The sequence below is a fragment of the Brevibacterium senegalense genome (assembly GCF_000285835.1).
Classification (GTDB): domain Bacteria; phylum Actinomycetota; class Actinomycetes; order Actinomycetales; family Brevibacteriaceae; genus Brevibacterium; species Brevibacterium senegalense.
This window is the reverse complement of sequence record NZ_HE978606.1, coordinates 71,427-84,856: the sequence shown is the minus strand read 5'-3', so window position 1 is coordinate 84,856 and position 13,430 is coordinate 71,427. Positions and strand designations below refer to the sequence as shown.

Genomic DNA, 13,430 nt, shown 5'->3' with positions numbered 1-13,430 from the left:
TGGCCCACTTCACACGGACGATTGATCAGCGCGGCATGTCGACGAAGCGGGAGCGGGCACCCTGGAAGGCGACGGGGATGTCGCCCGTGGGGCCGTTCCTGTGCTTCGCGACGATGATGTCCGCCTCGCCCGCGCGCGGGTGCTCCTTGTCGTACATGTCTTCGCGGTGGATCAGCAGCACCATGTCCGCGTCCTGCTCGATCGAGCCGGACTCACGCAGGTCGGAGATCATGGGTCGCTTGTCCGTGCGCTGCTCCGACGAGCGGTTCAGCTGCGACAGCGCGATGACCGGCACCTGCAGCTCCTTCGCCAGCAGCTTGAGCGACCGGGAGAACTCCGAGACCTCCTGCTGCCGCGACTCCACGCGCTTGCCGGACGACATGAGCTGCAGGTAGTCGATGACGACCATCTGCAGGTTGTGCTGCTGCTTGAGCCGACGGCACTTCGCGCGGATCTCCGGCAGCGCCATGTTGGGCGAATCGTCCAGGAAGAGCGGCGCCTCGTGAATGCGACCCATCGTCGTCGCGACGGTCGTCCAGTCCGAGTTGTCCATCTCGCCGCGACGCAGGTTCTGCAGCGGGATGGCCGTCTCCGCGCTCAGCAGGCGCAGACCCAGCTCGTCCGCGGACATCTCGAGGGAGAAGAACACGGTGGCGCGCGCATTGTGGATCGCCGCCGAACGCACGAAGTCCAGAGCCAGCGTCGACTTGCCCACACCGGGACGGGCGGCGATGACGATCATCTGGCCCTCGTGCAGGCCGTTCGTCAGCTGGTCGAACTCCTCGAAACCGGTGGGGACGCCCGCCGGTCCGTCGACGTTGTCGCTCAGTTTCTCGATGTTGTCGACGACGCGGTCGATGACGACGCCCAGCGCCTGGTAGTCCTCCGTCGTGCGGCGCTCCGTGACCTGGTAGATCTCCGCCTGCGCGCTGTTGACCAGCTCCTCCGCGTCGCCCTCCGCGTCGAAGCCCATCTGGACGATGCGGGTGCCCGCCTCCACCAGCTTCCGCAGCAGGGCCGTCTCGCCCACGATCCGCGCGTAGTAGCCCGCGTTCGCCGCGGTGGGCACGGAGGCGATGAGCGTGTGGAGGTACGCGGCACCGCCGATGCGCGCGAGGTCGCCTGACTTCATGAGGGATGCGGCGACCGTGACCGCGTCCGCGGGCTCGCCCTTCGCGTAGAGGTCGAGGATCGCGCTGTGGATCGTCTCGTGCGCCGGCTTGTAGAAGTCCTCTGGGCGCAGCACCTCGATGACGTCCGCGATCGCGTCCTTCGACAGCAGCATGCCGCCCAGCACGCTCTGCTCCGCCTCGACGTCCTGCGGAGGCGTCCGCAGTCCCGCGTCGGACCTCTGCCACTCACCCGATTCGCTCACGCGCACCTCTCACTCGCCACTCGCCCCGTACTGTGGGCGGCCCCCAGGTTATCGTGCGCCGCGCGACTCCGGAGACCCGACGGAGGCACCTCGCTCACCACGTCATGGCGAAGATGCAGAAGGGATGACCGGCACGGTCCGCGTACACGCAGATCGGCTCGACCGGATGGTCGGATTCGTCACGGATGAGCGTCGCACCCAGCGCGAGCGCCCGTTCACGGGATTCCCGCAGCTGCGCGACGGTCTCGACCGTGAAGTCGAGGTGCAGCTGCTGCGGCACCTCCGGGTCCGGCCACGTGGACCGCGGCACCTGGTCCGCGTGCTGGAAGGCCAGCATCTGGCCCCGCGGATGCCGACCGTCGAGGGGACTGCGAATGATCCGCCACTCGTCCGCCTCCTCGTCGTCCGGACCGTTGCCCGGCGCGTACTCCCATCCCAGCAGTTGCCGGTAGAACTCCGCCAGCCCGTGCACGTCCTGCGTGTCGAGCACCGTCGATCGCAGGCGGGGGAAGGCAGGGGATCCCGCATCAGTCGGCCGACTGCCGGTGAGGGTGTCACTGTTCAGGGAGTCATCCTCGTCTCTCATGCGCACCAGTATGGGGGCAGGCACGGACACGGAACCCCGGCCTCGGCTCGCCTCGTGCTGCGCCCCACTGCCCCCCCACAGGCCGGTGAGTCGACCGCGGAACCCGGCCACGGCCTCGGGAACGGGGTTCTCACCCGCCCCCGAGGCCGTGGTCACCCCGGTCTCTCACTCCCAGACCGCGGTGGCCGGGTCGATGCCGTGGGCGCGCGCGTTCGCGTCGATGATCGCGGTGAGCCAGGCGGCCAGGCCCTCGGCGCGCTCGTCGTAGTGGGCCGTGAACCGCGGGTCCTGCACGTACATGCGGGAGATGCACACCTGCTTCTGCACGGTGATGTCGAACCACTGGCCGATCGAGGCGCGGTGTCGCTCGGCGAGCGCGTTCGCCTCCTCCGACCCCGGCTGGACACCGGCCGTCATCGCGGCGGCGAGATCCGCCTCCAGACGGTCGTTCTCCTCCTTCACCCGCTTCCAGTCGTCGACGCCCATGCGCGCCTTGATCTTCTCCGACTGCGCCCACTCCGGGGTGTCGCCCCAGTTCTCCTGGGCCTCGTCCTGCCAGGCGGGATCCCAGCCGTCGCCCAGGATCTCCGCCTGCTGCTGCGCCGTCAGCTTCTGCTCGCTCATATGAGCCTCCTTCATCCGATCGACTGCGGCGATCATCCGCCGCAGGCGGTCGAGGCGTTCGGAGAGCATGGCACGCTGCCGGTCCAGCTGCGCGACGACGTCCGTGTCCGGATCGTCCAGCACCGCGCGGACCTCCGCCAGCGACAGTCCCAGCTCCCGGTGCAGGAGCACCTGCTGGATCCGCTCGATGTCCGCCGCCTGGTAGACGCGATAGTCCGACCACGTCCGCTCCGACGGACTCACCAGTCCGATCTCGTCCCAGTGATGCAGGGTGCGCACGCTCACGCCCACGAGCTCCGCGGTGCGCCCGACGGTCAGCCCGTCGTCCGCGCCGTCCACGGCACTCGCTGTCGCTGCGTCCATGACTCCATTCTCGACCACGGACACAACAGTGGGGCCTCACGCGACGTGAGGGTCAAGCCGTCAGCCCTCGCCGTCCCCCACCGTGAGGACGAGCTTGCCGGTGGTCCGGTTCGTCTCCCCGGCCTCGTGGGCGCGGGCGGCCTGGGCCAGCGGGAACGTATCCGCGATGACGGCCCGCAGCGTGCCCTCCTCGACGAGCTCGGCAATCGCCTGCATGCCGGCCTGGTCCGCCTCGACGAGCATGCTGACGGCGCGCACGCCCAGCTCCTCCGCCTTCTCGTCGCGGCCCTCGACGGGGATCGGAACAGTCGAGACGAGGACACCGCCGGGCACCAGGGTGTCGAGCGAGCGCAGCTGTGTGTCCCCGCCGATCGTGTCGAGGACGACGTCGATGTCCGCAGCCTCCTGGGCGAAGTCGACGGTGCGGTAGTCGATGGTCTCGTCCGCGCCCAGCTCGCGCAGGAGGTCGTGCTTGGGCTCGCTCGCGGTGCCGATCACGTGAGCGCCCAACGCCTTCGCGATCTGGATCGCCAGGTGACCCACCCCGCCGGCCGCACCGTGGATGAGCACGCGGTCCCCGGCAGAGACGTCCGCGATGTCGACGAGGCACTGCCACGCGGTGAGTGCGGCCAGGGGGATCGCCCCGCCCTGGATGTGGTCGATCGACTCCGGCTTCGCGACGAACGCGCGTGCGGGACCCGTCACGAACTCCGCGTGCGAGCCTGCGCCGTACGGGTAGGGCAGCATGCCGAACACCTCGTCGCCGGGGGCGTGCAGGGTGACGCCCAGTCCCACCGCCTCGACGACGCCGGACACGTCCCAGCCCAGCGTGTAGGGCGGATCGCCCAGGAACCGGCGGCCGCTGCGGTGCTTCCAGTCCGTCGGGTTCACACCTGCCGCGTGCACGCGGACCAGGATCTCGCTGATGCCGGGCACCGGGCGCGGCACCTCGACGGCGTGGAGGACCTCGGGCCCGCCGTGCTCCTCCTGCCGCATCGCCGTCATCATCGGCTCGTCGGTCTGCTGCGTCGACTCGCTCATATGTGCTCCCTTCCGGTGGCGCACCGGACCGCTCCGGCGCTGACGGGACATCTCCGCCTGGTTGGAGGATACCGACTGCAGGCTACTCGGCAGTGCAGTCCGTCACCCGCACGGAGAGACGGCAGAGGCCGCCACCCGCACGGGTGACGGCCTCCGGGCCGGGACAGCGGCACTTCCCCAGTCAGGCGACTCCCACGTCAGCCGAAGGCCGCGAGGATCCCCGGCACGGACAGGACCGCGACGTAGTAGCCCATGAAGAGCACGCCCGCGTGGACCTTGACGAGACGGATGAGCATGCCACCCACCAGGCCCACGGCCGTGACGACCATGAGGCCCATGAGGCCGCCCTCCCAGAGGCTCACGACCACGACGAGGCCCACGAACGCGGCGATGATCGCCTCGTGGCTCACCTTCGTGACGACGAACTTCGCGGCCACGTGCGCGTACCGCATGGCGAACGGGTACGCGATCGCAACGGCGCAGACCGCACCCAGCAGCGCGAAGATGAAGAAGTCGAACGTCGTGAGGTGGGTCGAGATGTTGTTGATCGTCCCGCCGTCCGGGTTCGTCTCGAACACCGGGGGCGCGTTGAACAGCGGTGCCGCGGGTCCGGCCGCGACCGGGCTGAGCGGCAGGCCGAACGCGATGAGCGGGATGAGCGTCTCTGCGATGTACGTCGACTCCGTCGTGCCGTTCTTCGCGGTGATGACGCTGGTGAGCCGCTGGTAGCCCTGCTTGATGCGAGCTCCCACGATCTCACCCATGAGCACCGTGACGGCGACGGGCGAGAACACGAACGTGGCGCTCGAGACGACGGACGTCGCGGCGGTCGCCGTCACCTGACGACGGTCCAGCACCTTGAACGGGTTGGGGAACGTGCGGCCGGCCTTCTCGCCCTCCGTGCGCGAGGGGCGGACATCCGGGGCCAGGTACACGTGGGAGGGCTGCGACCGGCGCATCTCCTTCCGATTCTGCGGCACGAGGACCATGAAGAGGGCCACGATCATGGGGCCGATCGCGATGCCCAGGAAGTAGCTGATCGACAGCGACACCTCGAAGCTGCCGGTCCACGCCTGCAGGCCCAGGATGACCGCGACGAACGGGACCAGCGCGATGACGCCCGCCCACTTCGCCGCTGACGAGTACGCGATGCCCGCCGCCGCCACGAGGAAGATCCACGGCGCGAACGAGGTGATGAGGTCACCGAACGGGGACAGGATCCACGCGAACAGCACCGCCGCCGGGATCGCGATGAACGCGGAGATGACGGCACCGGAGATCGCCTTGCGCAGCGCCAGGTGCGGCAGACCCAGCGCGCGCATCTTCGCGGCGTCCTCGAGGATGGGCACCGCCAGCGTGTCGCCGGGTATGCCCAGCAGCATCGTGGGCACCGCGTGGGTCATGTGCTTCGAGATCGCCGCGGCCATGAAGAAGGTGAAGACGCCGGCCGGCGGCACCCCGATGAGGATGACGACCAGCGTGAGGGGTGCGATCGTCGCGGTCTCGTCCGTTCCGGACACGACGCCGATGAGCGTGAAGACGATCGCGCCGATGACACCCATGAGGACCGCGATCGGCAGGTCCTGGAGCAGCAGTTCCATCAGGCGTCCCCTCCGTCCCGGCGTGACTCCGCGCGCGCGGCGACTCGGGCCTCGGCCTCGCGGAACGCCTCGGTGAGGCCGGCGGCCTCGAGCTCGGCGCGGGACAGGTCGGTCGCGTCCTCGAGGACTCCCAGGCCGCGCGTGTCCTCGCCCAGCTCGTCGATCGCCGCGGCAAGGGCACCGGAATCCTCCGCGTCCTCGCTGATGATGCGGGCGGGCGAGCTGACCCGCGCCGTGATGACACCGGCGGCCAGGCATCCCAGGATGCCGGTGATGAGGCTCCACACGTCGACCAGCTGCTCCTCGACGCCCAGCGCCGTCACGACCGCGCGGCCGCCGTACAGGCCCACGATCCCGCAGACGATGCCCACGAGGACGCCGATGAGGAGCTTGTTGCCCCTCACGGTGTCGCCCCACACGTGCAGGAACTCCCCCTGCTGCTCGGCGGCCGGTGCCGCGTCGCCTGCTGGTCCGCGCGTCATCGCGTCCCCTCTCAGCTCGGGCGCGCCCTGCCCCAGCTGGAGGCAGGGCGCGCGGGATCCCCGCGAGGGGACCCGGTCAGAATCAGTTCCCGGCGGCCTGCCGGGTGAGTGCGCGCTTCACCGACGACGCGGACGTGCGGCCCAGTGCCTCGTCCACCGCGTCCGAGGCCCCCATGAGCTCCGTGAGATCGATGCCGGTCTCGTAGCCCATGCCGTGGAGCATCCACAGTAGGTCCTCGGTCGCCAGGTTGCCGGTCGCGCCGGGGGCGAAGGGACAGCGCCCCAGCCCGCTGGCGGACGCGTCGAACTCGCGCACACCCGCATCCAGGCTCGTGCGGACGTTGGCGAGTGCCTGCCCGTACGTGTCGTGGAAGTGCATGGCGATCCTATCCGCACGGATGCCCGCGCGGGCCAGATCCGCGAGCACGGCCTCGACCTGCCCCGCGTGCGCCACACCGATCGTGTCGGAGATGACCACCTGCGAGCAGCCGGCCTCCAGCAGCTTCAGTGAGGCCTCGACGACGACTCCGCGGTCCACGGGACCCTCCCACGGGTCCCCGAAGCACATGGAGAGGTAGCCGCGCACGCCCGCGGAAGCGGCCACGGCCTCGGCGGCGGTGTCCGCAGCCAGGTCGAGGGTGCCGGTGAGGGTCGTGCCCATGTTGGCCTGCGCGAACGACTCGGTGACGGAGGCGAAGACGCCGATGTCGCGGACCCCGGCCGCCAGCGCGCGGTCGAGGCCGCGCCGGTTGGGGACGAGGCTCAGCAGGCGCAGGCCGTCGCGGGCGGGGAAGGACCCGGCCACGGCCTCGGCGTCTGCCATCTGCGGCACCCGGGCGGGGTGGACGAAGGACGCGACCTCCAGCGAGGTGACGCCCGCGGCCAGGAGTGCGGCGGCGAAGTCGATCTTGAGGTCCGCGGCCAGCGGGGTGGGCTCGGCCTGGAGGCCGTCGCGGGGACCCACTTCGTGGACGGAGACGCGGCGGTCGAACTCCCCCCGGTCACCCGTGGCGGCGGGGAGGCCGACGCCGAGGCCGCGGTCACCCCGTGTGCCCGGGTCCAGCGGACCAGTGAGGACGCAGCGGTCGCCGCTCGTCGTGTTCTCAGCCGTCGTGTCGTCGGCCATCGGTCAGGCCCTCTCGGAGCGGAGGATCGCGAGCGCTTCCTCGGCGGCGTCGCTGCGGACGGTGCCCTGGGCGACCATCCGGGCGGCGACCTCGGTGACCTCGTCGCCCTGGGCGCCGGCGGCGACGGCGACGGTGCGGGCGTGCAGGGTCATGTGGCCGCGCTGGATGCCCTCCGTGGCGAGCGCGCGGACCGCGGCGGCGTTCTGGGCCAGCCCCACGGCGGTGATGACGCGGGCCAGGCGGTCCGCGGACTCCGCGCCGATGATCTTGACGTTCGCCTGCGCGACCGGGTTCGAGCGGGTCGCCCCGCCCACCAGGCCCACCGGCATGGGCACCTCGAGGGTGACCTCCAGGTCGCCGTCCGCGTTCTTCTCGAAGTGGCTGAGCGAGGTGTAGCGGCCGGTCGTCGAGGCGTACGCGTGGCAGCCGGACTCCACCGCGCGGGTGTCGTTGCCGGTGGCGAGGACGACGGCGCTGATGCCGTTCATGATGCCCTTGTTGTGGGTGGCGGCGCGGTACGGATCGGCCTCTGCGAAGGCGGCGGCCTCGAGCATGCGGTCGACGACCTCGGGCCCGCCCAGGGCGTCCGCGGGGAAGACCGCGCGGGCGCGGACCAGGCGGCGGTCGGCCAGGTTCGTGAGGATGCGGAGGCGGGCGGTGCCGCCGGCGATCTCCGCGATGAGGTCGCTGGTGCGCTCCGCCATCGAGTTGACGGCGTTCGCGCCCATCGCGTCGCGCACGTCGACGACCAGGTGGACGACGACGTGGACGCCCGCGGCCGTGTCGACGAGGCGGGGTTCGATGTCGAGGCAGCCGCCGCCCAGCTTCACGAGGATGGGGTCGACCTCGTTCGCCGCGGCGATGAGCTCGTCGCGGCGCTCGAGGATGCGGGACTTCGCGGCCTGCGGGTCCGCGACGTCGACGACCTGGATCTGCGCCTGCATGACGGGACCGGTCGAGGAGGTGTGGAAACCGCCGGCGCCGTGCGCCCAGCGCGCCGCGTTGCTGGCGGCGGCGACGACGGACGGCTCCTCCGTCGCCATGGGGACGAGGACGCCCTCGCCGTCGACGATGACGTTGGTCGCGAGCCCCACGGGCACGCCCATCACGCCGATGACGTTCTCGATGAGGACGTCGGCGGCGTCGACGGAGAGTCCGTCCGCGGGGTCGAGCGCGGTCAGGTCCGCAGCGTCGAGACCCGTCCGCTCGACGAGTCCCTCCCGTCGCTGCGCGGGGGTCAGATCCTTGGTTCCGGACCAGCGTGACTGGGTCACAGTGCACCTCATTCGATGAGTCGTGGAACTTCCTCGTTCGCAGGAGGGATGCGGTGAGCCGTGGTGTGTCGCGGCCGTCCCCGTCGCCGCGGCGCTGGGGGCGGAGCGGCGCACGGGCCGCACGTCCTGCAGGTGCAGTCAGACTAGGCGCTTCCTGTGGCGGAGGCCATGTGTGCATGCCACAGGGTCGGTCGGCTTTCGTGTGGGTGAGGAACAGACGGTCGTCTTCGGAGTCAGTCAGGAGCGCGTTCTGCCCATTGAGATCGGGATCCGGCGGTTGAGTGTCGGGATTTCACCACCTGATAGGCACGTGGATCCCGATCTCAATCGCGGGAGCCCGATCTCAGTCGTCCAGGTGAAGCGCATCCCGTCGCGCTCCGCCCGTGCCTCGTAGCCGCGGCGCCCTGCACCCAGCGTCCGGAGAGTGACACAGTTCACGGCACGGCTGTCCGGATTGCCTACGGTGGTGGGGTTCATCGGACTCGGCAGGAGGACCAGCATGACCGAGCAGACCGCGCCCTACGGATCGGGTGCCGCGCCCGCCGGGGCGACTGCAGCGCCGCGCCGGCGCGTGCGCATCCCTCACCTGCAGGCGATGAAGGACCGCGGCGAGACCTGGGCGATGCTCACCAGCTACGACATGTACACCGCGCAGATCTTCGACGCGGCGGGCATCCCCGTGCTCCTCGTGGGCGACTCCGCGGCGAACAACGTGTACGGCCATGCGACGTCGCTGCCCGTCACGGTCGACGAGCTCCTCCCGCTGGTGCGTGCGGTGAGCGGATCCGTCTCCAGCTCCCTCGTCCTCGCGGACCTGCCCTTCGGCTCCTACCAGGAGTCGCCAGAGCAGGCGTTCCGCACGGCCGCCCGCTTCATGAAGGAGGCGGGCGCTCACGCGGTCAAGCTGGAGGGAGGCCTCGAGATGGTGCCGCAGGTCGAGAAGCTCACCCGCAATGGGATCCCGGTCATGGCGCACATCGGCTTCACCCCGCAGTCCGAGCACCAGCTGGGCGGCTACCGCGTGCAGGGCCGCGGCGAGGCCGCCGACGACCTCGTCGAGCAGGCCACCGCCCTCGAGGCCGCCGGCGCCTTCGGCATCGTCCTCGAGATGGTCCCCGCCGAGGCTGCCCACCGGATCACCGAAGCCGTCACCATCCCGACCGTAGGGATCGGTGCGGGCCCGCACTGCGACGCGCAGGTGCTCGTGTGGCAGGACATGATGGGGCTGCGCACCGGCAGGATGCCGCGGTTCGTCAAGCAGTACGCGGACCTCGCGACCACCATGACCGAGGCCGCGCAGGCCTTCGCGGCGGACGTCGCCAGCGGCTCGTTCCCCGCCGACGAGCACTCGTTCTGATGCGGGCGCGACCACAGGTGCGAGGTCACCGGTCGACGGCCACGGACTCACCCGCGCCACTGCAGTCCCACTCACCCTCAGTGACCTTCACTCACCGTCAATCACGATGAGTGAGGGCAAGTGACGATGAGTGAGGAGTGAGTGAGAGCAACTGATGATGAGTATGGGCGAGTGACCGCACTCACTACGAGGACTGGCGCAGACGGTGGTCCAGGCTCACGAGGCGCACCGCTGCCTCCGTGAGGAAAGCACGATCCGGACTGCGCCAGGCCGGGCCCAGCAGTCCGTCGACCCGCCGCAGCCGCTGAGTGATCGTGTTGACGTGGAACCGCGTCGCCTCCGCCGTGGCTCGCAGGTTCCGACCCTGCCGGAAGTACTCCTCGAGCACCGGCAGATCCTCCGAGTCGAGCAGCGGGCCCAGCACGGACTCGACGAATGCGTCCAGTGCCCCGCGGTCCGGTCCGAAGAGGAGGGCGTACGGCTGGAGCTCCGCCGCCTCGATGACGGTCCCCGACCACGCGAGCGCCTCGACGAGCGCCAGCAGGTCCACGACCCCTCGATGCTCCCGTCTCAGCTCCGTCAGCACAGCCTCATCCGACCGGGCTTCTGACGAATCCGACCCGACGGCCGCATGGATCGCGGTGAGATGGGGGACCTCGGCGGTCCGACGGTCCAGGAGCGCACGGATATCGGGGAACGTCTGCGCGTCCGTCAGCACCGTCAGCTCACCGGCGTGGAGGCCGAACACGAGGCCCGGCAGGCCTGCACCCGCCGCCGCGCGGTCGGTCAGCGTCGCCGCGGTCCTGCGGAGGTCGGGGGCCGGACCGCGCACCACGACGAGGCGGGCGAGGTCCGTCAGCGGCAGCCCGGCGGCCGCCAGATCGTTCGCCGTCGCGGCGGTCGAACTCCCCGTCCCACTCAGCAGTGCGGACAGCAGCCGGTCGCGGTGCCGATCCTCGCGCAGTCTGCTCGCGGACCCCAGCAGATGCGCGAACGCGCAGACCTGCGCGCCCCGCACGACCGTCTCCGGACTGAGAAGCGGAGAGCCCAGCGGTGGGCGCAGCACGTGCAGCCGCAGGATCCCGGCGGTGCCGGTCTCGACGACCACGACCGCCTCCGTGTCCGGCGAGTCGGGTGTGGAGATGAAGCGCGCGCCCGGGGGATTACTCACGGGAGACACGTCCGCCGGTCGGGCGTCACCGGAGGACGCGATCACCCCACCCGCTTCGTCGACGAGCACCAGCTGCCGCGCGACCGCCTGGCCCAGTGCCGCGATGACGCGGTGGACGTCCTCGCCGGACAGCACGGCGTCGAAGAGCTCGTCGACGACGTCGAGCACCCTGCGCTGATCGCGGAAGTACTGCTCCCACGCGGAGGCTCGGGCGTCCGCCTCGTCTCCGCTGCGCTCGAGGTCCCCGAACCGCAGGGACCGCAGCATCGCGATCGCGGCGTGGTCGGCCAGCGCGGACAGGACCGCGACCTCGTCCGGGGTGTACTCGTGCTGGGATCGGGTCCCCACGAACAGGACGCCCAGCACCGTCGAGTTGGCGACGAGCGGCACCCCCAGCAGCGAGACGACGCCCTCCTCGCCGACCGCGGCGTCCATGTCCTCTGACCGGGCGAGCCCGGGCTCGGCGAAGTAGTCCAGCACTGCCTGGGGCCTGCGGGTCTGCGCGATCCGGGAGGCGACCCCGATCCCGGTGGGCACGGGCAGCGCGGCGAACGCCTCGGTCACGACACCGTGGGTCGCGCGCACCCGCAAGGTCGCTGTGTCCGGGTCGTACTCGGAGAGATAGGCGAGGTCCGCCACCACCAGTCCGTGCGCGGCCCGCACCAGGTGGTCGAGGGTCTCGTCGACCCGCGTCGCGTTCGCCAGGCGCCGCGCACTCTGGGAGACCGCGGCGAGTTCGAGACTGCGTCGTCGCAGGCCGGACACCTCGTCCCGTGCGCGGCTGAGGCTCGCCGCGAGCGGTCCCGCGGCCTCCGGAGGGAGCCCCAGGCCGGCGGCCAGATCCGCGAGCTCGGCGGCTCCGGGGCCCTCCGGCCGGACGACGGCGGCGACGAGCTCCTCGGCGGCTGCGGCGGCCTCGGCCGCAAGGTCGTCGACCGGGTCCGGCTGGGTGGTGGGTGTTGGATCGGCCGCCGCGACGGCCTCGGCGGGGGTGGTGTCCTCCACCGGTCAGCCTCCCGGCAGGACCAGCGTGAGCGCGTGGATCGCGAGTCCCACCAGGGCGCCGATGACGGTGCCGTTGATGCGGATGTACTGGAGGTCCTTGCCCACGTACAGCTCGATCCGGTCGGACGCCTCCTCCGCGTCCCACTGGGCGATCGTGTCGGAGATGACGGAGGCGATCTCCGGGCCGAACGACTCGACGAGGTCACCGGCGACGGTGGCGATCCGCTCGTCCATGTCCTGCGCGAAGGTGCGGTCGGTGCGCATCCGGGTCGCGGCCTCGGTCAGCAGGGCCCGCACGCGGGCGTGGACGGGTCCGTCGTCCTCGAGGACCGCGGCCCGCAGCAGGCGCTTGAGCGACGACCAGATCTCCAGGACGGCATCGACGACGCCGTCCTCCTGGAGGAGGCCGTCCAGCACCTGCTCCGCGCGGGCGGACAGTGCGGTGCTCCCGCGCAGATCCGTCGAGAGCTCGACGAGCCACGCGTCGAGCGCCTGCCGGGCCCGGTGGAACCGGTCGTCCCGCACGTCCGCCGTCCATTCGAGGACCTCGCGGCGCAGGCGGTTCGCGACGACGTCGTTGACGAAACGGGGCGCCCAGTCCGGCGACTTCTGCTGCACGATGTCGTCGATGACCTGCGGGTTCTGCGAGAGCCACGCGTGCGCCTCGCCCACGACCAGGTCGACGAGGTGGTGGTGGGCGCCCTCGTCGACGATCTCCCGGATGAGCATCCCCAGCGCCCGCGACTTCCGGGTCGAGACGAGCTTGGGGACCAGGACGTTGCGGGTGAGGTCCGCGATCGCGGTGTCGTCCACCCGGGCCAGGACGTACTCGAGGCCCTGGCCGGCGCGCTTCACCACGATGTCCTGGTTGCGCGGTTCGATGAGCCAGTCGCCGGCCCGCCGGGTCAGTTCCGCGCTGCGGATCTTCGCGGACACGGTCGAAGACTGCAGGAAGTTGACCGCGACGAAGTGCGACAGGCTGGTGCCCAGCGTGTCCTTCTTCCGCGGGATGATCGCGGTGTGCGGGATGGGCAGTCCCAGCGGGTGGCGGAACAGCGCCGTGACGGCGAACCAGTCCGCGATCGCGCCGATCATCGCGGCCTCGGACGCGCGGGCGACGAAGCCCCACACCCCCGTCATGTCCGTGAGGAGGTGGACGAGGAGGAAGACGACCGCGGCGAGCGCCAGTAGCGAGGTGGCGAGGACCCGCATGCGCCGCAGCGCATCCGCGCGCGCCCGGTCCTCCGCCTCACTGCCGGCGCGGGCGAGCGCGGGCCGTTCGTCGCGCGCCGCACGATGCTCCTGCGGACCGGCGGCTGATGGTTCGATGCTCACAGGACCACGGTACCGCCGGTCGCGGGCGGTACGACGGGCAGTGCGGGCATGCTGAATGCGATGCTGGCTGCAGCGGACAGTGAAGGAGA

Annotated in this window: 11 protein-coding genes; 1 reads left to right on the top strand and 10 read right to left on the bottom strand. The window is 70.9% G+C overall.

Annotated features, from left to right (window positions below; genetic code table 11):
• Positions 1 to 25 precede the first annotated feature (25 nt).
• The 8 genes from dnaB to HGBR_RS12070 all read right to left on the bottom strand — a co-directional run bounded on the left by dnaB (position 26) and on the right by HGBR_RS12070 (position 8,473).
• Positions 26 to 1,375 (bottom strand): replicative DNA helicase, encoded by a 1,350-nt coding sequence (gene dnaB, locus HGBR_RS12105; protein WP_019159608.1) that lies wholly within the window; start codon positions 1,373 to 1,375, stop codon positions 26 to 28.
• Positions 1,376 to 1,469: 94 nt separating this feature from the next.
• Complete coding sequence (locus tag HGBR_RS12100; protein WP_019159607.1) at positions 1,470 to 1,961, bottom strand: VOC family protein; 492 nt, start codon at positions 1,959 to 1,961, stop codon at positions 1,470 to 1,472.
• 165 nt (positions 1,962 to 2,126) lie between these two features.
• Entirely contained in the window at positions 2,127 to 2,948 is an 822-nt protein-coding gene (locus HGBR_RS12095) for a MerR family transcriptional regulator (RefSeq protein WP_019159606.1), read from the bottom strand.
• 60 nt (positions 2,949 to 3,008) lie between these two features.
• Positions 3,009 to 3,989: an NADP-dependent oxidoreductase gene (locus HGBR_RS12090; RefSeq protein ID WP_019159605.1), complete on the bottom strand. Its 981-nt coding sequence runs from the start codon at positions 3,987 to 3,989 to the stop codon at positions 3,009 to 3,011.
• A gap of 197 nt (positions 3,990 to 4,186) precedes the next feature.
• A complete protein-coding gene (locus HGBR_RS12085; protein WP_019159604.1) occupies positions 4,187 to 5,590 on the bottom strand; it encodes a tripartite tricarboxylate transporter permease in 1,404 nt (467 codons plus the stop codon).
• On the bottom strand, positions 5,590 to 6,072 hold the full coding sequence (locus tag HGBR_RS12080; protein WP_019159603.1) for a hypothetical protein: 483 nt from the start codon (positions 6,070 to 6,072) through the stop codon (positions 5,590 to 5,592). Before HGBR_RS12080 ends, HGBR_RS12085 begins: the two co-directional genes overlap by 1 nt.
• Before the next feature lie 82 nt (positions 6,073 to 6,154).
• A complete protein-coding gene (locus HGBR_RS12075; protein ID WP_019159602.1) occupies positions 6,155 to 7,198 on the bottom strand; it encodes a hydroxymethylglutaryl-CoA lyase in 1,044 nt (347 codons plus the stop codon).
• 3 nt (positions 7,199 to 7,201) lie between these two features.
• A complete protein-coding gene (locus tag HGBR_RS12070) occupies positions 7,202 to 8,473 on the bottom strand; it encodes a hydroxymethylglutaryl-CoA reductase, degradative (RefSeq protein ID WP_019159601.1) in 1,272 nt (423 codons plus the stop codon).
• A 499-nt stretch (positions 8,474 to 8,972) separates the two neighbouring features.
• Here HGBR_RS12070 and panB point away from each other — a divergent pair, with 499 nt between their 5' ends.
• Positions 8,973 to 9,830, top strand: coding sequence for a 3-methyl-2-oxobutanoate hydroxymethyltransferase (gene panB, locus HGBR_RS12065; protein WP_019159600.1), 858 nt, complete (start codon positions 8,973 to 8,975; stop codon positions 9,828 to 9,830).
• Between the two features lie 184 nt (positions 9,831 to 10,014).
• On the opposite strand, the gene HGBR_RS12060 is transcribed toward panB, so the two are convergent.
• On the bottom strand, positions 10,015 to 12,006 hold the full coding sequence (locus HGBR_RS12060; protein WP_019159599.1) for a helix-turn-helix domain-containing protein: 1,992 nt from the start codon (positions 12,004 to 12,006) through the stop codon (positions 10,015 to 10,017).
• A gap of 3 nt (positions 12,007 to 12,009) precedes the next feature.
• Positions 12,010 to 13,341, bottom strand: coding sequence for a DUF445 domain-containing protein (locus tag HGBR_RS12055; protein WP_019159598.1), 1,332 nt, complete (start codon positions 13,339 to 13,341; stop codon positions 12,010 to 12,012).
• Positions 13,342 to 13,430: the final 89 nt, after the last annotated feature.